The following is a 22,308-nucleotide window of genomic DNA, read 5'->3' as shown; positions in this document are numbered from 1 at the left end:
GAGGAGCAGCCCCATGGCCACCGCCGCACCGTCCGCCGCCTCCCGCATCGCCGTCGTCACCGGTGCGAGCAGCGGCATCGGCGCCGCCACGGCCCGACAGCTCGCCGCGGCCGGCTACCGCGTCGTGCTGACCGCCCGCCGCAAGGACCGCATCGAGACGCTCGCCAAGGAGATCAACGCGGCCGGCCACTCGGCGACGGCGTACCAACTGGACGTCACCGACCGCGCCGCGGTGGACGAGTTCGCCACCGCCTTCAAGACCGTCGGCGTCCTCGTCAACAACGCCGGCGGCGCGCTCGGCGCCGACCCGGTCGCCACCGGCGACCCGGCCGACTGGCGCCAGATGTACGAGACGAACGTCATCGGCACCCTGAATTTGACCCAGGCCCTGCTGCCGAAGCTGGAGGCGAGCGGCGACGGCACGGTCGTCGTGGTGTCCTCGACGGCGGGCCACGCCACCTACGAGGGCGGCGCGGGCTACGTCGCCGCCAAGCACGGCGCCCACGTCCTCGCCGAGACCCTCCGCCTGGAGATCGTCGGCAAGCCGGTCCGCGTCATCGAGATCGCGCCCGGCATGGTCAGGACGGACGAGTTCGCGCTGACCCGCTTCGGCGGCGACGAGGAGAAGGCCGCCAAGGTCTACGAGGGCGTCGCCGAGCCGCTCACCGCCGACGACGTCGCCGACACCATCACCTGGGCGGTGACCCGCCCCAGCCACGTCAACATCGACCTCCTGATCGTGCGCCCGCGCGCGCAGGCGTCGAACACCAAGGTGTACCGGGAGCTGTCATGACGGACGCGTCCGAGCGGCAGGTGGAGCAGCAGCACCTGTCCCTGGAGAAGAAGCGCGAGCGCTACGTCTGGATCTACCTCGCGTACTTCCTCTTCGGCATCCACATCGTGGCGTTCGTGATGATCTACGCGGTGCGACACGCCAAGTAAACCGAAGGTGGCCGTGGCCGTCGCCGCGGTGACCCTGCTGGAGAAGCGCCTCGGGTGGCGCACAGGGGCCCGGGCCGAGTCGGCCCGGGCCCCTTTCCAGGATGTGTGCGTCTCAACCCTTCACGTCTCAGCCCTTCACGCACACGACCTGCTTGAGCTTCGCCACGACCTGCACCAGGTCGCGCTGCTGGTCGATGACCTGCTCGATCGGCTTGTACGCGCCCGGGATCTCGTCGACGACGCCGGAGTCCTTGCGGCACTCCACGCCCCGCGTCTGCTCCTCCAGGTCCTTCGTGGAGAAGCGGCGCTTGGCCGCGTTGCGGCTCATGCGCCGACCGGCGCCGTGCGACGCGGAGTTGAAGGACTTCTCGTTTCCGAGGCCCTTCACGATGTACGAACCGGTGCCCATGGAGCCCGGGATGATGCCGTACTCCCCAGCTCTGGCACTGATCGCTCCCTTGCGGGTGACGAGCAGGTCCATGCCCTCGTAGCGCTCACGGCTCACATAGTTGTGGTGGCAGCTCACCTCGGGCTCGAAAGTCACCTTGGCCTTCTTGAACTCCTTGCGGATCACGTCCTTGAGGAGCGCCATCATGATCGACCGGTTGTACTTCGCGTACTCCTGAGCCCAGTACAGGTCGTGCTCGTAGGCCGCCATCTGCGGCGTGTCCGCCACGAAGACGGCGAGGTCGCGGTCGACCAGACCCTGGTTGTGCGGGAGCTTCTGGGCGACGCCGATGTGATGCTCGGCCAGTTCCTTGCCGATGTTCCGGGAGCCGGAGTGGAGCATGAGCCATACATAACCGGACGTATCCACACATACTTCGCAGAAGTGATTGCCGGATCCGAGCGTCCCCATCTGCAGAGCCGCCCGCTCCCGCCGGAACCTGACCGCCTCCGCGACCCCGTCGAACCGCCCCCAGAAGTCGTCCCACCCCGCGGTGGCCAACCCGTGGAACCGTCCCGGGTCGACGGGATCGTCATGCATCCCCCGCCCCACGGGAATCACCTGCTCGATCTTCGACCGCAGCCGGGACAGGTCCCCGGGCAGGTCGTTCACCGTCAGGGACGTCTTCACCGCGGACATCCCGCAGCCGATGTCCACACCCACCGCCGCCGGGCACACCGCGCCCTGCATCGCGATGACCGAGCCGACCGTCGCGCCCTTTCCGTAGTGGACGTCCGGCATGACGGCGAGGCCCTTGATCCAGGGCAGGGTGGCGACGTTCTGGAGCTGCTGCATCGCCGCGCCCTCGACCGTCGCGGGGTCGGTCCACATGCGGATGGGGACCTTCGCGCCCGGCATCTCCACGTACGGCATATCATCCTCATTCCCCCGAAAAACGTACAGAAGTATTGAATCGCAATACCGGCGCCAAAGTCGACGAAACAAGACAACGGACCGGCGTCCACGGCAGTGCGTGCGATACACATTGTCTCCAGGGGGCGCCCCCGCGCGGCGAGCGAATAACCAGCGGGGACCCCCGGACCACCTGCGAACGGACACCGTCGAGAGGAGCCTGCCCGTGCTGCGGAAGGCGTACGTACCCGGCGCGGCCGCGCTCCTCGTGGCGCTGCTGGCCGGCTGCACCGGCGGCTCCTCGGGCGGCGGCGCGACGGACAACGCCAACCCGGGTGACGCCGGGACGGCGACGTCGGCGGCCCAGCCGGGCAAGTACCGCACGCTCCCGGAACCCTGTGGCGCGGTCGGCCACAGCACCCTCGAATCGCTGCTGCCCGGCATCAGGCAGATGACGGACGTGGACCAGCGCGACAAGGCCTACAAGGGCGAGGCCACGCTCACGTACGACACCGACCGCAAGGTCGGCTGCCGTTGGAAGGTGGAGTCCACGGACGCCACCGACCACCTCTCCGTCGACTTCGAGCGGGTCGTCTCCTACGACAACACCGTGAGCGACGACAGCCAGGCGGAGACGCTCTTCGCGACGAAGGAGGCCGCCGCCGACCTCCCCGAGCCCCCCGCCAACTCCTCCGGCACCGGCTCCGGCTCGGCCACCGGCTCGGGCAGCAGCTCCCCGTCCTCCTCCGCCTCCCCCTCGTCCTCGGCGCCCGCGTCCGCCTCCGCCTCCACCTCCGCCGGCGCCACCCCGGCCGACCTCCAGCCCCGCACCCTGAGCGGTATCGGGGACGAGGCGTTCCTCGACGACACGCTCAGCAGCTCCGGTTCGACGGCCAAGCAGCGGACGGTGACTGTGGCGTTCCGCACGTCGAACGTGATCGTGACCATCCAGTACGAGGAGCAGCCGGCCACCGTCGGCGTCGTCCCGGACAGCAAGGAAATGCAGGACAAGGCCCGGAAACTGGCGGCGCAGCTGGCGGATTCGCTGGGCGGGTGACCCCCTTCCCCCGGCTCTCGACGCCCCGACGCAAAGCCCGCGAAGCGAAACCACACAGCTGACTCACCGCGTACCGTGGCCCCTCGGACCCGATCCGACCGCAGGAACCACGAGCGTCATGAGTGAAGGAATCATGCAGCGAGCAGCCCAGCGAGACCAGCGTGACCCGCGAGCGAAGCGTATGAACCGCGTCCTTGTCTGCGCGGCCGCCGTCCCCGTGATGCTCCTGGCCGTCGGCTGCTCCTCGGACTCCGGCTCCGGTGGCAGCGCGAAGCAGACTCCGGCGGGCGACGCGAAGCCCTCGGCGAGCGCCTCGCCGACGGTGCAGGCGGCGGCGTACGGGAAGCTTCCGAAGCCGTGCAAGGTGCTGTCGGACAAGACGCTCGGCGAACTCGTCCCGAAGGGACTGAAGTCCGCCAAGGAGGGCACCTCCAGCGACGTCTCCACGCGCGGCAACTGCTCCTGGAACAGCCTCGACAACAAGGGCGTGAAGGGCTCGCAGTTCCGCTGGCTCAACGTCTCCCTGCTGCGCTTCGACTCCGACGTCACGCGCGGCGAGGGCAACAAGCAGGCCCAGCAGTACTACCAGAGGCAGGTCCAGGACGCCCGGTCGGTGGCGGGCGCGAAGAACACCAAGTCGGAGCCGGTGTCCGGGACGGGCGACGAGGCGACGGCGGTGCGCTACGACCTGAAGAAGAAGGAAGGCACCTTCAAGCAGCAGACGGTCGTGGCGCGGGTCGAGAACGTGGTCGTCACCGTCGACTACAACGGCGCTGGCCTGGCCGGTGACAAGGCCCCGAGCGCCGATGATCTGACCAAGGCCGCGGAGAAGGCCGCCAGGGAGGCGGTGGCCGCGGTGGCGGCAGCGAACGGGGACGGCAGTGCCGCGGCGCCGGGCGCCTCCTCGTCCGCATCACCCTCCAAGTCGCCCTCCAAGTCGCCCGCGAAGTCGCCCGCGAAGTCGCCCGCGAAGTCGGCTTCCCCGTCGGCGTCGGCGTCCAAGGCGGCCAGGTCGGCAAGCGCTTCGCCGTCGAAGTCGGCCTCCAAGGCGGCCGCGAAGGGCTGAGCCGACAGCCGGCCAGAAAGCTGAGAACCGGACCGGCCACCCGTCCGCCGCACGAATGTGCCACCCTGTTGCGCGCAACAACACGCAATGGGAGGGGAGTACGGGTGGCCGCGCCACTGCAGCTGACTCGGATGCACCGCGTTCTCATCGGCGTGGTCGTGACGGGCGCCGTGATCATCGCCGGTATCGGCTTCGCGGGTTCGTACGCGGCCGTCCGCGAGCTCGCCATCAAAAAGGGCTTCGGGAACTTCAGTTACGTCTTCCCGGTCGGCATCGACGCGGGCATCTGCGTCCTGCTGGCCCTGGACCTGCTCCTGACCTGGATCCGCATCCCCTTCCCGCTGCTGCGCCAGACGGCGTGGCTGCTGACGGCGGCGACGATCGCGTTCAACGGCGCGGCGGCCTGGCCGGACCCGCTGGGCGTCGGTATGCACGCCGTCATCCCGGTCCTGTTCGTGGTGGCCGTCGAGGCGGCCCGCCATGCGATCGGCCGCATCGCCGACATCACCGCCGACAAGCACATGGAGGGCGTCCGCCTCACCCGCTGGCTGCTCTCCCCCGTCCCCACCTTCCTCCTCTGGCGCCGCATGAAGCTGTGGGAGCTGCGCTCCTACGACCAGGTGATCAAGCTGGAGCAGGAACGTCTCGTCTACCAGGCACGGCTGCGCTCCCGCTTCGGCCGGGCATGGCGCAGGAAGGCCCCGGTGGAGTCGCTGATGCCGCTGCGGCTGGCCCGGTACGGGGTCCCGCTGGCGGATACGGCTCCGGCGGGGCTGGCGGCGGCGGGGATAGAACCGGCGCTGATCCCGTCGGCGCCGCAGCAGGCGCTGGACGCGGCCTACCCGGCCGACGCGGCTGCGGGCAGTCGTGCCGCTGGGGCGGCACGGTTGGGCGGTGGGGGTACCTCCCAGGCCGTTCAGGCACTGGGGGAGGCACCTTTCAGCGAGCAGCGGCGCGAGCTGGTGGGCAACCAGAACGCCGGGCAACCGGACTACGTGGAGCAGCCGCCCGAGGACCAGAGCCCGTGGTTCAACGCCCCCCGGCAGGTCGACTACCACGGCGGCTACGACCCGACCTACGAACCGCCCTACGACCCCTCGTACGAGCCCGACGAGCAGTACGAGCAGTGGTACGAGGAACAGCACCCGGAGCAGTTCGAACAGCCCTCCCCGGAGGAGACCGGCAGCTTCCGCATCCCCGTCGGCCCGAACCGCACCCGCGAGCTCGGCGAAGGCGGCGGCTCCCCGGAGCCGGACGAAGAGGCCTACTACCAGGTCTTCAAGCAGTCGATCAACGGCAGCCTGCCCACGCCCCGCGAGTTCAGCGACAACGTCGAAGCCGAGTTCCGTATCAGCCTCCCCGAGCAGGAGGCCAAGCGCATGGTGAACCGCTTCTCCAACCGCTTCAACGCGGAGCTGGAGGAGGACCACATCGCGTAGAGCGCGCACACCACGCGAGTGCGAGTACGACGAAGGGGCGCCCGGAGTTCACCGGGCGCCCCTTCGTCGTGGTGACGGGACCTGTTACTCGCCTTACTCGCCGAGCAGCTTCCGCACCCGCTCCTGCCCCACCGCGAGCAGCAGCGTGGGCAGCCGCGGCCCGGTGTCGCGGCCGACGAGCAGCTGGTAGAGGAGCGCGAAGAACGACCGCTGGACGGTCTTGATCTCCGGCGGCAGCTCCTTCGGCGTGGCGTCGGCGGAGAACCCGGCCTGGACCTTGGGCACGCCGTACACGAGGTGGGTGAGCCCGTCCAGCGACCAGTGCTCCTCCAGCCCGTCGAGCAGCAGCCGCAGCGACTGCTGGGCCCGCTCGTCGAGCGACTGCAGCAGCTCGACGTCGGGCTCGTCGCGGACGATGGTGCGCTGGTCGGCGGGGACGTGGGTGTTGATCCACGCCTCGGCCTTGTCGTACCGCGGCCGCGCCTCGTCGAGCGAGGTGAGCGGGTTGGCCGGGTCGAGGTCGGACAGGATGCGCAGCGCCTGGTCCTGGTGGCCGGCGGTGATGTCGGCGACGGACGCGAGCGTGCGGTACGGCAGCGGGCGGGGCGTCTTCGGCAGCTCACCGGCGGCGGTGCCGACCGCGCGGGTGTACGCGGCGACGTCGGCCGGAAGGGCCGAGCCGTCGGCGACCTTGGCGGCCAGCCTGTCCCACTCGTCGTACAGGCGCTGGATCTCCTGGTCGAAGGCGATCTTGAAGGACTGGTTCGGCTTGCGCCGGGCGTACAGCCACCGCAGGATCTGCGGCTCCATGATCTTCAGCGCGTCGGCGGGGGTCGGGACCCCGCCCCGGGACGACGACATCTTCGCCATGCCGGAGATGCCGACGAAGGCGTACATGGGGCCGATGGGCTGCTTGCCGCCGAAGATACCGACGATCTGACCGCCGACCTGGTACGAGGATCCCGGCGAGGAGTGGTCGACACCGCTCGGCTCGAAGATGACGCCCTCGTACGCCCACCGCATCGGCCAGTCGACCTTCCAGACCAGCTTGCCGCGGTTGAACTCGCTGAGCCGGACCGTCTCGGAGAAGCCGCACGCGCCGCAGGCGTACGTCATCTCCGTCGAGTCGTCGTCGTAGGCGGTGACGGTGGTGAAGTCCTTCTCGCAGTTGCCGCAGTACGGCTTGTACGGGAAGTACCCGGCCGAGCCGGAGCTGCCGTCGTCCTCGCTCGCCGCGCCCGAGCCCTCCTCGGCCTCCAGCTCGGCCTCGTCGACGGGCTTCTGCTGCTGCTTCTTGGTGGGCTTGGGCCTGGTGCGGTACTGGGCGAGGATCGCGTCGATCTCGTTCCGGTGCTTCATCGCGTGCAGGATCTGGTCCCGGTACGCGCCGGAGGTGTACTGCGCGGTCTGGCTGATGCCGTCGAACTCCACGCCCAGCTCGGCGAGCGAGGCGATCATCGCGGCCTTGAAGTGCTCCGCCCAGTTCGGGTGGGTGGAGCCCTTGGGGGCCGGGACGGAGGTGAGCGGCTTGCCGATGTGCTCGGCCCACGACTCGTCGATGCCGGTGACACCGGCCGGCACCTTCCGGTACCGGTCGTAGTCGTCCCAGGAGATCAGGTGCCGCACTTCGTACCCGCGCCGGCGGATCTCGTCGGCGACGAGGTGCGGGGTCATGACCTCGCGCAGATTCCCCAGGTGGATGGGCCCGGACGGCGACAGTCCGGACGCGACGACGACCGGTTTGCCCGGGGCCCGGCGCTCCGACTCCTCGATGACCTCATCCGCGAAACGGGAGACCCAGTCGGTGGTCTCGGTGCTCTGAGCCACGATCGGCACGTCCTTCTTTCTCCGTGAGCAGCCGGTACGGTCGCACGGCTGACCGCTCCATTGTCCCAGCCGGGGGCACATCCACGAAAACGCCTTTTCAACGCCTTACCGCACCCCCACCTGGGGACGAGCGGGCGCGGGCCGGCGTTCACCTCGCCGACCGGAAAATTCGCTTTACCCCGCATGGGATACTGGCTGGGTCTATCTGTTCGCACGAGGAGAACGGCACCCATTCCTATGGCCTCGGTCACGTCCCTCACCGCTTCCGTCCACCAGCGCCTCGCGTCCGCCCTCTCGGCCACCCTGCCGGAGGCCGCCGACGCGGACCCGCTGCTGCGACGCAGCGACCGGGCGGACTTCCAGGCCAACGGGATCCTGGCGCTGGCGAAGAAGGCGAAGGCGAACCCGCGGGAGCTGGCGACGCAGGTCGTCTCCCACGTGGTCACCGGTGACGTGATCAAGGACGTCGAGGTCTCCGGCCCCGGCTTCCTCAACATCACGGTCACCGACAAGGCGATCACCGAGAACCTCGCGGCGCGGGCCGCCGACCCCGAGGGCCGGCTCGGCGTGCCGTACACGGAGCAGCCGGGCACGACGGTGATCGACTACGCCCAGCCGAACGTGGCGAAGGAGATGCACGTCGGCCACCTGCGCTCGGCGGTGATCGGCGACGCGGTCGTGAATCTGCTGGAGTTCACCGGCGAGAACGTGATCCGCCGGCACCACATCGGCGACTGGGGCACCCAGTTCGGCATGCTGATCCAGTACCTGGACGAGCACCCGCACGAGCTGGACCACAAGGCAGCCGAGGTGACCGGCGAGGAGGCGATGTCGAACCTCGACCGCCTCTACAAGGCGGCACGCAAGCTCTTCGACTCCGACGAGGAGTTCAAGACGCGGGCGCGGCGCCGGGTGGTGGACCTGCAGGCCGGGGACCCGCACACGCTCGCCATGTGGCAGAAGTTCGTGGACGAGTCGAAGATCTACTTCTTCTCCGTCTTCGAGAAGCTGGACATGGAGATCCGGGACTCGGACATCGTCGGCGAGTCCGGCTACAACGACATGCTGGCCGAGACCTGCCGCCTGCTGGAGGAGTCCGGGGTCGCGGTCCGCTCCGAGGGCGCGCTGTGCGTGTTCTTCGACGACATCAAGGGCCCGGACGGCAAGCCGGTCCCGCTGATCGTGCAGAAGTCCGACGGCGGCTACGGCTACGCGGCGACGGACCTGTCGGCGATCAGGGACAGGGTCTTCAACCTGAAGGCGAACACGCTGCTGTACGTGGTGGACGCCCGCCAGTCGCTCCACTTCAAGATGGTCTTTGAGACGGCGAGGAGGGCCGGCTGGCTCAACGACGACGTCAAGGCGTACCAGCTGGCCTTCGGCACGGTCCTCGGCAAGGACGGCAAGCCGTTCAAGACGCGTGAGGGCGAGACGGTCCGCCTGGTGGACCTCCTCGACGAGGCGATCGAGCGCGCCTCGGCGGTCGTCCGCGAGAAGGCCCAGGACCTGTCCGAGGAGGAGATCGCCGAGCGGGGTGCCCAGGTGGGCATCGGCGCGGTGAAGTACGCGGACCTGTCGACGTCGGCGAACCGGGACTACAAGTTCGACCTGGACCAGATGGTCTCGCTGAACGGCGACACGAGCGTGTACCTGCAGTACGCGTACGCCCGTATCCAGTCGATTCTGCGCAAGGCCGGGGACGTCCGCCCGGCGGCCCATCCGGAGCTGGAACTGACCGAGGCGGAGCGGGCGCTGGGCCTGCACGTCGACGCCTTCGCGGAGACGGTCACGGAGGCAGCGGCGGAGTACGCCCCGCACAAGCTGGCGGCGTACCTGTACCAGCTGGCGTCCCTCTACACGTCCTTCTACGACAAGTGCCCGGTCCTGAAGGCCGAGACGCCGCAGCAGGTGGAGAACCGCCTGTTCCTGTGCGACATCACGGCCCGCACCCTGCACCGGGGGATGGCCCTGCTGGGCATCAGGACACCGGAACGGCTCTGAGGCCGGGGCCGGCCTTGAGGTCGGCCGGTGTGCCCGTCGGCCGAGAGTGACCGTGGGGCCGCCCGCTTCTCGGCGATTGAGAAGCGGGCGGCCCCACGGTCACGTACGGACTCCGCCCACACCATCTTCCCCGGTCCCGCTCCCCCACGCCCACTTGTCGGCGAGCACCGCGACCAACCCTTAGACCCCGGCGCCTCTGCAGGCCCCGCAGGCCCCTTGGGGGCTAGGCCTTGGTGCCGAGCGCCGCGTATACGTTGATGTCCGCGTCCGTCACGTCGTTGATGTCGTAGTAGCGGACCTTCTCGATGGCGTCGAGGGTGGCGAGGTAGAAGGCGTCCGGCTGCTCCGGGACAGGGGCCGCGTTGTCGGGGCGCCAGCGGTGGGCGGGGACGATGCCGGGGTCGGCCAGCTCCAGGCCGTTGTCGGTGAAGAAGCGCTCGACCTCGGCCTTGGAGCGCAGGACGAAGGTGAAGCCCCGCTCGGTGTACGTGCGTTGGACGGCGCGGATGTTCTCCGGGTTGAGGTCCTCGGTGAGGTGGCTGAGGACCAGGCGGCTGCCGGAGGGCAGGGCGGCGAGGAGCTCCCGCACGATGGGGTAGGCCTCCGCGTCCTCCACGAAGTGCAGGATCGCGACCAGGCAGAGCGCGATCGGCTGGTCGAAGTCGAGGGTCTTCGCGGCCTGTTCGAGGATGTGTGCCGGGTTCTTGAGGTCGGCGTCGATGTAGTCGGTGCGTCCCTCGGGGCCGCTGGTGAGCAGGGCGCGGGCGTGAGCGAGGACCACGGGGTCGTTGTCGACGTACACCACTCGTGAGTCCGGGTGGATCCGCTGCGCGATCTGGTGGACGTTCTCCGCCGTGGGCAGGCCGGTGCCGACGTCGAGGAACTGGCGGATGCCGTCCTGGGTCGCGAGCGTGGTCACGGCGCGGCGCATGAAGTCGCGGTTGTGCCGTACGTCGAGGTAGCCGCGCGGGTTGGCGGCGAGCGCGGCGGCGGCCGCCTCGCGGTCGACGGGGTAGTTGTCCTTGCCGCCGAGGAAGACGTCGTAGACCCGGGCCGGGTGCGCCTTGGTGGTGTCGATCCTCCTTCTCAGCTCGGCGGGGTCGTGGCTGAGGGCATCACCGGGCATGGGCGTCTCCCAGGGGCGAGTTGGTTCGAGAGTCTGTTCGTCAACGGGCAACCACATGGGCTGCCAACAACCTAACTCGTGGCCGAAGTTGATGGTGCCCGTGATCATCCGGTGGCTTGCGCAGATCGTCGGCAAGGCCGGCCTGCGGCGTCCCGGCGCCCCGTACCGCGTCCCGTATCCCGTCCCGCGAAGCCGCCGTTCACGCAGGTCAGCGCCGTTCTCCGGGTCCCGGCGTCCCGAATGCGTTGCACAGGTCTGGCGCCTCGGCGGCCCCTCCCTCAGGCTGGGCCCGTCCGGCCCGCCCAGGCCGTCACGGCATCCCACCCTCCCGCTGAGGAAGGCCCCATGCCCGCACGCGCCGCCCGCGCCCGTCTGCTCGCCGCCACCCTGGCCGCGCTCGCCGCGCTCACCCTCACGGCGTGCAGGAGCGGGGAGGGCCTGCGCGACGAGGGCCCGTCGTCGACGTCGTCCTCCCACTCCCGGTCCGGCCACGCCCCCACGGGCTCCCCGTACGCGTCGGCCCGCCAGGCTCCCCAAGAGGCCGAGCCCGCCTTGACCCACCCCTTGCCGCCGAGCGGGAACTCGTACGCGGGCCGCCCGTTGTGCCGCAGGCGGTGACGACCCTCCCGCCCGGCAAGTCGGGCTACGCGGGCGTCATGCTCGCGGCGGCCGACGGCAGCGGTGACGGCGGCATGACCGGCCACCGGCTGACGATCGGCTTCCAGGGCCGGACGCCGAACAGCAGCGGCGGCGCCTCCGCCACCCCGACCCTGCCGGCGAAGGGCGTGTACTACGACAGCTCGCTGACCGTCACGTACTGGCAGCAGAACATGGAGGACACGCTCAACTGGTGACTCGCTCCGCCGGTGACCCGCTCCGCCGGTGCCCCGCTCCGCTGGTGACTAGCCCAGCTTCTGGGCCACTTCGGTGGCCCAGTAGGTGAGGATGTTCCGCGCGCCGGCCCGCTTGATGCCGGTCAGCGTCTCCAGGATCGCCCGGTCCCGGTCCACCCAGCCCTTCTCGGCGGCGGCCTCGATCATCGAGTACTCGCCGGAGATCTGGTAGGCGGCGACGGGCACGTCCACGGCGTCGGCAACGCGCGCGAGGATGTCGAGGTAGGGGCCGGCCGGCTTGACCATCACCATGTCGGCGCCCTCCTCGAGGTCGAGGGCGAGTTCCCGCAGCGACTCACGCAGGTTGGCGGGGTCCTGCTGGTAGGTCTTCCGGTCGCCCTTCAGGGACGAGCCCACCGCCTCCCGGAACGGCCCGTAGAAGGCCGAGGAGTACTTCGCGGTGTAGGCGAGGATCGCGACGTCCTCGCGCCCGATCCGGTCCAGCGCGGCGCGGATGACGCCGATCTGACCGTCCATCATCCCGCTGGGCCCGACCACGTGCGCACCGGCTTCGGCCTGCACCTGCGCCATCTCGGCGTACCGCTCGAGCGTGGCGTCGTTGTCGACCCGCCCCTCGGCGTCGAGGACGCCGCAGTGCCCGTGGTCGGTGAACTCGTCCAGGCACAGGTCGGACATGACGAGCAGCTCGTCCCCGACCTCGGCCCGCACGTCGCGCAGGGCGACCTGCAGGATCCCGTCCGGATCGGTCCCGGCCGTGCCGCGGGCGTCCTTCTTGGACTCCTCCGGCACCCCGAAGAGCATGATCCCGGAAATCCCGGCCTCCACGGCTTCGGCGGCCGCCTTCTTGAGACTGTCCCGCGTGTGCTGCACGACCCCGGGCATCGCCGCGATCGGCACGGGCTCGCTCACGCCCTCCCGCACGAACGCGGGCAGGATGAAGTCCGCCGGGTGCAGCCGGGTCTCGGCAACCATGCGCCGCATGGCGGGGGTGGTGCGCAGCCGACGAGGACGCGTACCGGGAAAGGATCCGTACTTCGTCATGCCCTCTACGCTACGCCCGCCGAACGCATGCCTTTACCGACGCCAAGTCGGCCCCGAGCGGGAGTCACGTGACCTGACCGGCCCTGCGGGCTCAGGCCGCGCGGAGCGGGCCGGCCGCCGTCGGCGGATCGGATCGGCAGTCGCGGCAGCGACCCGGCTGGGGGGCGCGGAACGCGCGTTCGCAGCCGTCGCAGGTCTGGAAGGCGTGGGGACGACGGGCGGCCCGCGTGTCCGTCGCGGCGACCGGTGAAGGCGCGGGACGTGCGGGAAGGGGTAGGGGCAGCAGCTTCCGAAGACGGTGGGCGACCAGCCCGGCCGGGTACCTCAGGTCCGAGGGGAGGTCGGCCGTGAGGGTGCGGTGGACGACGGCGGCCGTGGCACCGCCGTCGAACCAGGCGGTGACGGCAGGGGCGAGCCGGTGCACATCCCGGAGGGAGAGGGTGAGCCGGTCATCGACGCGGCGCAGGCCTGCGAGGCCAAGTCGGCCCCGAGCGGGAGTCACGTGACCTGACCGGCCCTGCGGGCTCAGGCCGCGCGGAGCGGGCCGGCCGCCGTCGGCGGATCGGATCGGCAGTCGCGGCAGCGACCCGGCTGGGGGGCGCGGAACGCGCGTTCGCAGCCGTCGCAGGTCTGGAAGGCGTGGGGACGACGGGCGGCCCGCGTGTCCGTCGCGGCGACCGGTGAAGGCGCGGGACGTGCGGGAAGGGGTAGGGGCAGCAGCTTCCGAAGACGGTGGGCGACCAGCCCGGCCGGGTACCTCAGGTCCGAGGGGAGGTCGGCCGTGAGGGTGCGGTGGACGACGGCGGCCGTGGCACCGCCGTCGAACCAGGCGGTGACGGCAGGGGCGAGCCGGTGCACATCCCGGAGGGAGAGGGTGAGCCGGTCATCGACGCGGCGCAGGCCTGCGAGGAGAGCGACGGCCCTGTCGTGGTGCCGACCGCGAGGGGCGTCCCCTGCTGACAAGGCTGACAGGGCTGACGATGGGGCCGGCTCGGACGCTTCTGCCCTGTCCGGCGGTGCGGCCGGCTTGAGGGACGCGGGCGGCTCGGTCGGCACGGGTACGTCGGGTGCGTGCGTGGGCGTCGCCCGGTTCACCCCTCGGTTCTCCTCCTGGGGCGTCTCCCGGTCGTCCGCCGAGGGACGGGACGCAGCGCCACGGCCGGGGGCGTGGTGCGCGTAGGTGCGGGTGATCAGCCGGCCCGCCCCCATACGCTCCCTCACCCGCTCCACGTAGCCGCACGCCTCCAACTCCCGCAGGGCGAAGGCGATCCGGTCGCGGCCCTCGGGGAAGCGTTCGGCGAGGCTGCGGATGTCGACCGGGGCGCCCTCCGGCAGCGACAGGATGTGGGTGGCCAGTCCGATGGCGGTCAGCGACAGCTCGCGGTGCTGGACGAGGTGGTTGCCGACGATCGTGTACTGGCCCGACTGGTACGCCCGTACGTGGGTGACACCGGAGTGGGTGGTGGTCCGCCGAACATCCTGATGCGGGCGCGCGGCAGCGTTAGGCTTCTGGTTAGCCATGGGGAAGACCTCTTCTCTTCCTCGATGGTCAGGCCCTCGCACTGGGATGCCAGTCCCGGCGGGGGCCGATGCATGTGTCGGGTTGTCTGGGGCGAGACTGCACGGCCCAACCGCTCGCACGCCAGTCGCGCCGACCGGTTTCACCCACGCGAGTGACGTACGCGGGGTTTGGCTGGTTGGGAGGGTTTTTTCCCCGGGTTCTTTGGTCTTTTACCGCCCGCCGCCCCGACCCGCACCCCACCGGGTCACGTGGTTCCGGGCTCCGGCGCGGACGCTCATCGGCGGTGGACGAGATCGAGTTCCGCCCACACGGTCTTGCACGGCACCGGCCCGCACCGCACGCCCCAGCGGTCGGCCAGCTCCTCGACCAGCAGCAGGCCGTAGCCGGACTCCGTGGGCACCTCGGCGGTTGCTCGTGCACGGGTGGGCAGATGGTCGCCCCGGGTGTCGGCGACTTCGACGCGCAGCGCCCCGGATGCGGTGACGGAGAGGGTGAGGCGGAAGCTGCGCCCGGGGACGCGGCCGTGCAGGGCGGCGTTCGCCGCGAGCTCGGCCACGACGAGTCGGGCCGGATCCAACGGCAGCTCCCAGGAACACAGTTGCTCGGTCGCGAGCAGCCGGGCGAGACGGGCGCCGCGGCGGGTGGCGGAGAGGGCACGGAGAACTGGTGCAGCGGGGCGTGCACGGCGGCATCGGTGACAGAGCTGCTGGTAGGAGCGATTTGATGATTCACGTCACCCAGCGTGTCCATGCGTGCGTAGTCTGTGAATAACGGCAGCGCGTGCGGACGGTGACTGTCCGAGGGGCGTCCGGTTCTGTACGGGGCATACGGGGTGACTGGGTACGGGCGTCCGGGGTTGGACAAGGAAGGGCGCGGCGGAGGGCGGCGGACGTGGGTGACTGGGACGCGGGGCTGGAGGACGACGAAGCCGAGGCGGTGATGAGGACCGTCGTACGGCAACTGAAGCTGTGGCGCGAGGCGGCCGGTCTCACCCAGGCCGAGTTCGGGGCGGCCATCGGCTACGGGGAGGAACAGGTCTCCTCCGTGGAGCGGGGACGGCGCATTCCCCGACCGGAGTACCTGGACCGCGCGGACCAGGTACTGGCCGCGGGCGGCAGGATCGCGGCGATGAAGAAGGACGTGGCGGAGGTTCGGTACCCCAAGAAGGTACGGGACCTGAAGAAGCTGGAGGCGGAGGCGGTCGAGCTGTGCGCCTACAACAACTCCGTCGTCCATGGGTTGTTGCAGACCAAGGAGTACGCGCGGGCGGTCTTCAATGCCCGTCGGCCCGCGTTCACCGAGGAAGAGGTGGAGCAGCAGGTCGCGGCACGCTTGGCCCGCCAGGAGATCCTTGATTTCATGACAGGACGGCGCGTCTTCAGCTTCGTTCAGTGCGAGTCGACGCTTCGCAGGCCCATTGGGGGCAGGATGGTGATGCGGCAGCAGCTCGAACGGCTGTTGGAGGTGGGGCAGTGGCGCAACGTGGACCTCCAGGTCCTGCCCCTCGACCGCGAGGAGAACTCGGGAACCGACGGTTCGTTCAGGCTTCTCAAGCTCAAGGACGGAGCCACAGTTGCGTTCAGCGAAGCGCCCCTCAGCAGTCGGGTGATGACTGACCCCAAAGAAACGACGGTCCTCGACATCCGCTACGGAGTCATCCGCGCCCAGGCTCTCAGCCCACAGGAGTCGTTGGCCTTTATCGAGAAAGTACTGGGAGAGACAAAGACATGACGCTCAAGGCTTCTGGAGCCGACGCCAAGGTGGAGTGGATAAAGAGCAGTTACAGCACGGCTGACGGCCCTGACTGCGTCGAGGTGGCGGCCATCCCCGACCACATCCTCGTCCGCGACTCAAAGAACCCGCGCGGCCCCCGCCTCGCCCTCACCCCCGAGGCTTGGACCACCTTCCTGCCATACGCCTCCGGTTACTAATGCGTGAGTCGTCTGTGCCCCCGCACCCGCCGACTCGGGTGCGGGGGCACGTGCCTGCGACCCCGCACAGGCTGCTGAGGTCAGGCCAGGCCCTCCGCCATCTCCTCTGCCTGCTTCAGCACCCGTTCGATCGCCGCGGGCTGCTTGTCCGGCGGATAGCCGTACTTCCGCAACAGACGGAGTACCCGGGCCATGATCCTGTCCCGGGCCTGCTCCTTCACCTTCCAGTCGACGGTGACGTCCTTCCGGATCTGCTCGTACAGCTCATGGGCGATCTTCGCGAGGAGGCTGTCCTCCATCTGTTCCACCGCTGACGGGTCAGCGGCGAGCGCGTCGTAGAAAGCGAGTTCGTCCTCGGTCAGCCCGAGCTTCTTCGCTCTGCCGCGGTCGGCCGACACCTCCCGCGCCAGGTTGACCAGGAACTCCATGAACTCGGCGGCTGTGAGCAAGCCGTTCGTGTACCGGTTCATGGCGGCCTTCATCTTCTTGGTGAAGGTCTGCTGCCGGGTGAGGTTGTTCGGATGGGCGTCCTTGATCTCCTTCATCAGCGCACGTCGCAGCGCCGCGATGGCGAGGTTGGGGTGCCTGCTGGTCTGGAGGTCACGCAGCACCCGGTCGTCCAGATGGGACAGGTCGGGCTTGGTGAGACCGGCCGCGTCGTAGATGTCCACCACGCCGTCGGTGGCGACAACCGACTCGTTGAGCTGAGCGATCAGCAGTCGTACGTCGGCGGCCGTGGCGAGGCCCTGCTCGGCCTTCTCGTCCATGGTGTACTTCTCGCGTGAGCTGCGCACGGCCTCGAAGAAGCGGATGTCGGGGATCAGGTCCTGCACCCGCTGGTCGCTCGGGCAGAGGGAGAACGCCTGACGCAGCAGGTTGGCGTGATACATGAACCGCTGCCTGCGAGTGGCTTTCCCCGGTTCCAGCCCCCGCTCGGGTGCGATCAGGAACTCCAGCACCTCCGTCAGGGCCTCCCGGTAGGCGCTCGGGCCGCCCGCATCGCGGATCCTCCGCCAAGGGCAGTCGGCGAGGAGTTCGTCGATCCGCTGGTGGTTCTCCCGTACGAGCTTGACGGCCTCGCGGAGGTCGGCACCGAGCATGGGGTTCTCCTGGTCCCGCTCGGAGTACTCGGCCAGGGCCTCCTTGATTTCCCGGATCACTCCCTGGAAGTCGACGACCAGACCGGACGGCTTGCCCGGCCATGTGCGGTTGACGCGGGCGATGGCCTGCATCAGGGCCGCACCACGCATCCGCTTGTCCAGGTAGAGGGTGTGCAGCGGCGGGGCGTCGAAGCCGGTCAGCCACAGTGACTGGACGATGACGAGTTCCAGTTCGTCCTTCTCGTCGGTCACCCGCTTCTGGATCTTCTTCAGCTGGGCGGGGGTACGGACGTAGTCGGCGACTTCCGGGCCGTCCTTGGCCGGATTGCCGGTGAACACCACCCTGATCCGGCCGGTGTCGTCGGTCAGCAGCTGGGATCCGGGGTCGCGCTCGCCTGCCCAGTCGGGCCGGCGGCGGATGATCTCCTCGAAGAGGCGGGCGGCGATGACCCGGGACGCGCAGACGACCATCCCCTTGCCCGGGTATCCGGTGAGCTTGGTCATCTCCCGACTCCGCACGTCCCAGTGGTCGAGCAGCTTTCCGGCAAGCTCCTCGATCCGCTGCGGGGCGCCGATCAGGTTCTCGTACTCCCCGAACAGCCTGCGGGCCTTGCGCTTCTCCTCCTCCGACAGCCCCTCTATCAATCCCTCGGCACGGGCGTCGAGCTCGTCGAGGTCGGCGCCGGGCGGCAGGTCCACGCGGACGAGGTGCGGCTCGTAGAAGACGGGGACGGTCGCTCCGTCGTCGACGGCCTGGGTGAGGTCGTAGGTGTGGATGTTCTCGCCGAATACGCCGCGGGTGCTGCCGACGCCGTTCTCGATGGGTGTTCCGGTGAACGCGATGAACGTGGCGTTCGGCAGCGCGTCGCGCAGGTTGCGGGCGTAGCCGTCGATGAAGTCGTAGTGGCTGCGGTGTGCCTCGTCGACGACGACGATCACATCGCGGCGCGGGGAGATGAGCGGATGCCGGACACCCGCTTCCCGCTCCTCTTGGTTGAGGCGGAACTTCTGCAGCGTGGTGAAGATGACATCACCGCCGCCCTCCTGCCGCTGGAGCAGTTGCCGCAACTGGCCCGCGTCCTCAGCCTTCGCCGGAGGCCCGGTGATCTTCTCCAGGGTGCGGCTGGCAGCGAAGGTCTCGTAGAGCTGAGTGTCCAGGTCGATGCGGTCGGTGAGGAGGACGAAGGTCGGGTTGGACAGCTCGGGAGTTCGCGCCGCCTTTCCGACGTAGAACAGCATCTCCTCGCTCTTGCCGGCGCCCTGGGTGTGCCAGACGACGCCGGCCCGGCCGTCGGTGGCCACGGCGGACTCGGTGGCGCGCACGGCGGCGTTGACGGCGATGTACTGGTGGGCCTTGGCGAGCTTGACCGTGTCGACAGCTCCGGATTCCGGGGCCGAGTAGGAGAGGAAGTTCGCGATGAGGTCCAGGAAGCGGGCGGGTTCGAAGGCGCCGTAAAGCATCCGCTCCAGCGCGCGGCCGTCCTGCCGCTCCTCCTTGCGGAGCATCACGTCGTGCTCGTCGGCGTGCCAAGGGGCCATGTGCTGCCAGGGCGTGAAGGGGGTGCCCAGGCGGGCCGTGATCCCGTCGGAGACGAGGGTGACGAGGACCGTCGCGAATGTCGCGGTCTCCTTGAGTTCGCGCCGGTAGCCCTGGACCTGGTCATAGGCCGTACGGGCGCTGTCGTTGCTGTCGGCCTTCTTCAGCTCGAAGACGGCGAGCGGTAGGCCGTTGACGTACAGCACGATGTCGAAGACGAAGGTCCGGTTCTTGGTGCTGCGCACCCGTACCTGGGAGGCGGCCACGAGGTCGTTGCCGTGCGGGTCGGCGAAGTCGACGGGACGGATACGGGCGTGGCGCTTCTCGCCGGTGGCGGGGTCGTCGTACGGGATGCTGACGCCGGCTGACAGGCGCTCGTAGAAGCGGTGGTTCTCGCGGAGATCGTTCCTGGTGTGCCAGCGCAGCAGCTCGTTTGCGGCGTCCTCGGTGACGTGGTCGGGCAGGCGCGGATAGCGGGCCCGGATCGCCTTGAACAGGCGGGGGCGGAGGACCAGGTCGTCCCAGTCCGTCCGCACGCCATAGGCGGGGCCCAGCTCAGGCCCCGGAATGTGCTGCCAGCCGTACTCGGCGAGCAGATCGAGCGCGTGCAGCTCCAGCTCCTTCTCGGTGAGCCGGTCTATGGGGGGCTCACCGGGCGGGTGGTCAGCGCCTGTGGTCATGCGACTTCCTCGACGGTACGGGCCGCGTCCTTGACGCGAAGCTTGCCGGAGAGGAGTTGCGGGAGGAGGGTGTCGCGGAGGTCGGCGAGGGTGCGGTTCTCGTTGGCGGTCTGTGTCACGCACGCGTGCAGCGCATCGAGCTTTGCAGACAGTCGCTCCCGTTGGCTTTCGGGAGGCAATGGCATACGCCAGTTGGGCATTTCCTTGAGAGGCAGCCGATCGACGGTTGCGCCATGGATGGTCCGGCGCCGGATCTCTCCCTGGAACTCGGGGCTGAGGTAAGCGTGCAGCAGCAGCGCGCCGCTGATGGACGCAGACTTGCTGCGCAGGAGCGCCATCCTCCGTCCGAGACTGCCCCGTACATCTGGGGGCATGAGCGCGGCATCGCCGAGCCGCGTCTCGTACGAGAAGAGGACGTCCCCGGCCTGTGGCTGCACGCGTCGGGTCCAGCGCGGAAAGTCCTCTTCGGAAAGGTGCGCGGACTCGGCGAGGTCGAGATAGCCGTTTTTAAGGCTGCTGATGCTGAGGAACCAAGGGCCAGCCTCCGTCTTCTGCGGGGTGGCGTGCGGGCCGTCGAAGAGCTCGGCAAGGTCACCGATGAGTTCGGTGTCGCCGCTTGTACCAGCGGCTTCGTAGCAGGCGCCGGCAAGGCTCAGGGTGGTCTGGCGGACCCGCTCGTTATGCGCGATCTTCTCGTCCAGCGCACCGAGCACTTCGGTGATGGCCTTGCGTTCGTCCGCGGGCGGTACTGCAATTGGAATCCGCCGCAGGTCGCGGAGGTTCAACGTTGCCTGGACGGTGGTGGTCTGCCAGTCCCTCATGTACCCCTGAGCAAGGTCAGACGTGAGGTACAGCTTGAGCCAATCACTACTGATGCGCACTGGCCGCATGACTGCGATGGCCCGAGCGACGTTCCACCCGGCGAGGTCCTCGGGTACCACCGCCACTTCACCGACCGATCCCACCAGCGACAGCAAGACCTCGCCCCCTCGAAGTCGGGTACGGTCATACTTCGCTTCAACCTCGCGGCCCACACGGAGCGCATTTCCCCGATCGATCCGCCCGTCACGAAGATCTTTCACTCTCACAATCGGTACCCCCGACGGATCATGAGCACCGGGCTGCACGATTCCGTAGGCGATTCCCTTTGGTTCGAGCAAGCTCTCAAGAGGCTGGTAGTGCCAGCCATCAGGAAGAGTCGGCAGACCCTGGGGTACATCGAGCGAGATTGTCATCGCACCCTCCCCAACTGCTCATCCACAACCTCCGCCAGCCGCTCCGACTCCGCGAACTGCTCCCGCAGCACGGCCGTCAAGCGGGCGATCTTCGCCTCCACCGGCTCCGCGTCCGCGTCGGCCTCCGCTTCCGCGACGCCCACATACCGCCCCGGCGTCAGCACGAAGTCGTGCTCGGCGATGACATCCAGCGAAGCGCTCACGCAGAAGCCCGGCACGTCCTCGTACGGCCCGTAACCATCCACACCCCGCCACGCCCGCACGGTGTCGCCGATCCGGTGGACAATCTCCTCCTCCGTCAGCTTCCTCAGCGTGCGGTTTTCCATCACGCCGAAGTCGCGGGCGTCAATGAACAGCACCTCGCCCTTGCGCCCCCGCACCCAGTCCGAGTGACGCCCCTTCCCCTCCGCCAGGAACCACAGGCAGGCCGGGATCTGAGTGGACCGGAAGAGCTGGCCGGGCAGGGCAATCATGCAGGCCACGAGGTCGTCCTCGACGATCGCCCGGCGGATGTCGCCCTCGCCCGACTGCTTGCTGCTCATCGAGCCGTTCGCGAGGACGACGCCCGCGCGGCCGCCCGGCGCCAGCTTGCTGATCATGTGCTGGAGCCAGGCGTAGTTCGCGTTGCTGACCGGCGGGGAGCCGTACACCCACCGCTTGTCCATGCCGAGCAGTTCCCCGCCCCAGTCGGAGATGTTGAACGGCGGGTTGGCCATGACCACGTCCGCCTTGAGATCCGGGTGCTGGTCATTCCGAAACGTGTCGGCCGGCTCGTCCCCCAGCTTGGCCTCCACACCGTGAATCGCGAGGTTCATGTGAGCCAACTGCCAAGTGGTCTGGTTGAGTTCCTGACCGAAGACCGAGACGTTCAGCGGGTTGCCGCCGTGCGTCTCGATGAACTTCTCCGCCTGGACGAACATGCCGCCCGAGCCGCACGCCGGGTCGTACACCCGCTCGCCCTGCTGCGGTTCCAGGACCTCGACCAGGAGCTTCACCACGCTTTCGGGGGTGAAGTACTCGCCGCCCTTGCGGCCCTCCTTCAGGGCGAACTCCGCGAGGAAATACTCGTAGACCTCGCCCATGATGTCCCGCGCGCCCTTGCGCTTGCCGTCCTCGCCGAGCTGTTCCTGGAAGACCAGCCGGTCCAGCAGCTTCACCAGGCCGGCGAGGCGCTCCTCGTCGACGCGCCCGCTGTTGTAGATCTTCGGCAGCGTCCGGTTCAGTGCCGGGTTGAACTTCTCGATGGCGCGCATCGCCGCGTCGATGGCCTCGCCGATGCTCTGGCCTTCGACCGTGCCCTTCGCCCGCTCCAGCACGCTTTCCCAGCGTGCGGTCGGCGGTACGTAGAAGATCCCCGAGCCGGTGTACTCGCGGCGCTCCTCAAGGGTGGCGAGGATGTCGGCCTCGCTCCAGCCGCCCTCCTCCCGCAGCTCGGCCTCCAGTTGCGTCCGCTTCTCGGCCATGGCGGCGGAGACGTACTTGAGGAAGACCAGGCCCAGCACGAAGTGCTTGTACTCGGCGGCGTCCAGGCTGCCGCGCAGCTTGTCCGCCGACGCCCACAGCACCTTCTTCATGCCCTGGGGCTCAGCTGCCTTCTTCTTACGTGGCGGCACGGGTGCCTCGCTTCTTTCGTGTTTCTGATGTTTCTCG

Annotated in this window: 20 protein-coding genes; 10 read left to right on the top strand and 10 right to left on the bottom strand. The window is 69.1% G+C overall.

The features are described 5' to 3' along the window. Positions 1-13 precede the first annotated feature (13 nt). The gene (locus tag ABZV31_RS33520; protein ID WP_355900634.1) at positions 14-793 is read left to right on the top strand and encodes an SDR family NAD(P)-dependent oxidoreductase; all 780 of its coding nucleotides are present in this window, start codon (positions 14-16) and stop codon (positions 791-793) included. Further along, entirely contained in the window at positions 790-942 is a 153-nt protein-coding gene (locus tag ABZV31_RS33515) for a hypothetical protein (RefSeq protein ID WP_355900633.1), read from the top strand. The genes ABZV31_RS33520 and ABZV31_RS33515 overlap by 4 nt, the downstream gene beginning before the upstream one ends. A gap of 127 nt (positions 943-1,069) precedes the next feature. Here the strand turns inward: ABZV31_RS33515 and ABZV31_RS33510 are convergent, their stop codons facing one another. Then, positions 1,070-2,263 carry an RtcB family protein gene (locus ABZV31_RS33510; RefSeq protein WP_355900632.1) on the bottom strand — a complete coding sequence of 398 codons (1,194 nt, stop codon included), beginning with the start codon at positions 2,261-2,263 and terminating at the stop codon, positions 1,070-1,072. 205 nt (positions 2,264-2,468) lie between these two features. Here ABZV31_RS33510 and ABZV31_RS33505 point away from each other — a divergent pair, with 205 nt between their 5' ends. From ABZV31_RS33505 to ABZV31_RS33495, 3 genes are all read left to right on the top strand, one after another. Next, positions 2,469-3,299, top strand: coding sequence for a DUF3558 domain-containing protein (locus ABZV31_RS33505; RefSeq protein ID WP_355900631.1), 831 nt, complete (start codon positions 2,469-2,471; stop codon positions 3,297-3,299). A gap of 118 nt (positions 3,300-3,417) precedes the next feature. Then, on the top strand, positions 3,418-4,365 hold the full coding sequence (locus ABZV31_RS33500; protein WP_355900630.1) for a DUF3558 family protein: 948 nt from the start codon (positions 3,418-3,420) through the stop codon (positions 4,363-4,365). 131 nt (positions 4,366-4,496) lie between these two features. After that, positions 4,497-5,804 carry a DUF2637 domain-containing protein gene (locus ABZV31_RS33495; RefSeq protein WP_355900646.1) on the top strand — a complete coding sequence of 436 codons (1,308 nt, stop codon included), beginning with the start codon at positions 4,497-4,499 and terminating at the stop codon, positions 5,802-5,804. 93 nt (positions 5,805-5,897) lie between these two features. On the opposite strand, the gene lysS is transcribed toward ABZV31_RS33495, so the two are convergent. Then, positions 5,898-7,640, bottom strand: coding sequence for a lysine--tRNA ligase (gene lysS, locus ABZV31_RS33490; protein ID WP_355900629.1), 1,743 nt, complete (start codon positions 7,638-7,640; stop codon positions 5,898-5,900). 228 nt (positions 7,641-7,868) lie between these two features. Between lysS and argS the strand changes: the two genes are divergently transcribed. After that, positions 7,869-9,632: an arginine--tRNA ligase gene (gene argS / locus ABZV31_RS33485; RefSeq protein ID WP_355900628.1), complete on the top strand. Its 1,764-nt coding sequence runs from the start codon at positions 7,869-7,871 to the stop codon at positions 9,630-9,632. Between the two features lie 223 nt (positions 9,633-9,855). Here the strand turns inward: argS and ABZV31_RS33480 are convergent, their stop codons facing one another. Further along, on the bottom strand, positions 9,856-10,758 hold the full coding sequence (locus ABZV31_RS33480; protein WP_355900627.1) for an SAM-dependent methyltransferase: 903 nt from the start codon (positions 10,756-10,758) through the stop codon (positions 9,856-9,858). Positions 10,759-11,103: 345 nt separating this feature from the next. Here ABZV31_RS33480 and ABZV31_RS33475 point away from each other — a divergent pair, with 345 nt between their 5' ends. Both ABZV31_RS33475 and ABZV31_RS33470 read left to right on the top strand, forming a co-directional pair. Beyond that, complete coding sequence (locus ABZV31_RS33475; RefSeq protein ID WP_355900626.1) at positions 11,104-11,376, top strand: hypothetical protein; 273 nt, start codon at positions 11,104-11,106, stop codon at positions 11,374-11,376. Beyond that, positions 11,373-11,612 carry a DUF4232 domain-containing protein gene (locus tag ABZV31_RS33470; RefSeq protein ID WP_355900625.1) on the top strand — a complete coding sequence of 80 codons (240 nt, stop codon included), beginning with the start codon at positions 11,373-11,375 and terminating at the stop codon, positions 11,610-11,612. The genes ABZV31_RS33475 and ABZV31_RS33470 overlap by 4 nt, the downstream gene beginning before the upstream one ends. A 48-nt stretch (positions 11,613-11,660) precedes the next feature. On the opposite strand, the gene hemB is transcribed toward ABZV31_RS33470, so the two are convergent. From hemB to ABZV31_RS33450, 4 genes are all read right to left on the bottom strand, one after another. After that, positions 11,661-12,653 (bottom strand): porphobilinogen synthase, encoded by a 993-nt coding sequence (gene hemB / locus ABZV31_RS33465; protein ID WP_355900624.1) that lies wholly within the window; start codon positions 12,651-12,653, stop codon positions 11,661-11,663. Positions 12,654-12,744: 91 nt separating this feature from the next. Then, positions 12,745-13,155 carry a hypothetical protein gene (locus ABZV31_RS33460; protein WP_355900623.1) on the bottom strand — a complete coding sequence of 137 codons (411 nt, stop codon included), beginning with the start codon at positions 13,153-13,155 and terminating at the stop codon, positions 12,745-12,747. Positions 13,156-13,178: 23 nt separating this feature from the next. Beyond that, positions 13,179-14,174, bottom strand: a complete 996-nt coding sequence (locus ABZV31_RS33455; RefSeq protein WP_355900622.1) for a helix-turn-helix domain-containing protein — start codon at positions 14,172-14,174, stop codon at positions 13,179-13,181. Positions 14,175-14,449: 275 nt separating this feature from the next. Next, a complete protein-coding gene (locus ABZV31_RS33450) occupies positions 14,450-14,752 on the bottom strand; it encodes an ATP-binding protein (RefSeq protein ID WP_355900621.1) in 303 nt (100 codons plus the stop codon). Between the two features lie 314 nt (positions 14,753-15,066). On the opposite strand from ABZV31_RS33450, the gene ABZV31_RS33445 reads away from it, so the two are divergent. Beyond that, the gene (locus tag ABZV31_RS33445) at positions 15,067-15,906 is read left to right on the top strand and encodes a helix-turn-helix transcriptional regulator (protein ID WP_355900620.1); all 840 of its coding nucleotides are present in this window, start codon (positions 15,067-15,069) and stop codon (positions 15,904-15,906) included. Then, positions 15,903-16,106 carry a DUF397 domain-containing protein gene (locus ABZV31_RS33440; protein WP_355900619.1) on the top strand — a complete coding sequence of 68 codons (204 nt, stop codon included), beginning with the start codon at positions 15,903-15,905 and terminating at the stop codon, positions 16,104-16,106. The genes ABZV31_RS33445 and ABZV31_RS33440 overlap by 4 nt, the downstream gene beginning before the upstream one ends. 80 nt (positions 16,107-16,186) lie before the next feature. Here the strand turns inward: ABZV31_RS33440 and ABZV31_RS33435 are convergent, their stop codons facing one another. The 3 genes from ABZV31_RS33435 to ABZV31_RS33425 are packed head-to-tail and all read right to left on the bottom strand — an operon-like array spanning position 16,187 to position 22,271. After that, positions 16,187-19,423 (bottom strand): type I restriction endonuclease subunit R, encoded by a 3,237-nt coding sequence (locus tag ABZV31_RS33435; protein WP_355900618.1) that lies wholly within the window; start codon positions 19,421-19,423, stop codon positions 16,187-16,189. Then, complete coding sequence (locus tag ABZV31_RS33430; protein ID WP_355900617.1) at positions 19,420-20,658, bottom strand: restriction endonuclease subunit S; 1,239 nt, start codon at positions 20,656-20,658, stop codon at positions 19,420-19,422. The genes ABZV31_RS33435 and ABZV31_RS33430 overlap by 4 nt, the downstream gene beginning before the upstream one ends. Next, positions 20,655-22,271 (bottom strand): class I SAM-dependent DNA methyltransferase, encoded by a 1,617-nt coding sequence (locus ABZV31_RS33425; RefSeq protein WP_355900616.1) that lies wholly within the window; start codon positions 22,269-22,271, stop codon positions 20,655-20,657. Before ABZV31_RS33425 ends, ABZV31_RS33430 begins: the two co-directional genes overlap by 4 nt. Between the last annotated feature and the right edge of the window lie 37 nt (positions 22,272-22,308).

Source organism: Streptomyces sp. NPDC005202, from assembly GCF_040608235.1.
Taxonomy (GTDB): Bacteria; Actinomycetota; Actinomycetes; order Streptomycetales; family Streptomycetaceae; genus Streptomyces.
This window is presented reverse-complemented; position numbering and strand designations above follow the sequence as displayed.